A 686-nucleotide genomic window follows, 5' to 3' on the forward strand; every position below is an offset into this window, starting at 1 on the left:
AACGCGCCGATCACGCAGCGCTGGTTGAGCACCTGGTCGATGTCGCCGCCGACGTTCTCCGCGTGGATGCAGCCGTCCTGGAAGGCCAGGTGGTGCATCGGGAAGATGTCGCTGGTGATCTTCCGCCCGGACAGGTGGTGGGTGTACTCGTACTCCCCGCCGAAGAACTTCAGGTACGGCATGCCCACGTGGTCCTCGAACTTCTTGAGCAGGTCCGGGCGCATGGTGCGGATCGTGGTGTTCATCGGGTGGTCACCGGAGCCGGCGTCGATCCCCCACCAGCGGATCTCCATGTCCGCCATCCACTCGGCCAGCTCCACCCCGCCGCCGGGGTGCATCGTGAAGTAGCGGACCAGATCCTGCTGCGGCTGCCCCTGGTAGTACTTGTGGAAGCCGGTGTGGATGATCAGGATGTCGCCCTTCTTCACCTCCACCTGCGAGGTGATGTGCTCGGGCTTGATGATGTCCCAGTCGCCGACCTGACCGGAGACGTCGACGACGGCGCCCTCGTGGATCAGCTTGGTCAGCGGCAGCGAGGCCATGTCCAACCCGCCGTCGGTACCGTGCAGCGGACCGTCCAGGTGCGTGCCCGAGTGCAGCGACGTCTCGATCGCCTGGGAGACGATCTGGTTGGTCTGCAGGTTCTGGGTGTAGTACATCTTCCCGCCCGGATACCCCACCCAGCC

At 65.0% G+C, this 686-nt stretch carries 1 protein-coding gene; it reads right to left on the minus strand.

All coding sequences use genetic code 11. The features are described 5' to 3' along the window. Positions 1-686, minus strand: a 686-nt coding sequence (locus tag E4P41_RS21785) for a cyclase family protein (RefSeq protein ID WP_135143265.1), incomplete at both ends; no start/stop codon positions are given.

The organism is Geodermatophilus sp. DF01-2, from assembly GCF_004571065.1.
Taxonomy (GTDB): Bacteria; Actinomycetota; Actinomycetes; order Mycobacteriales; family Geodermatophilaceae; genus Geodermatophilus.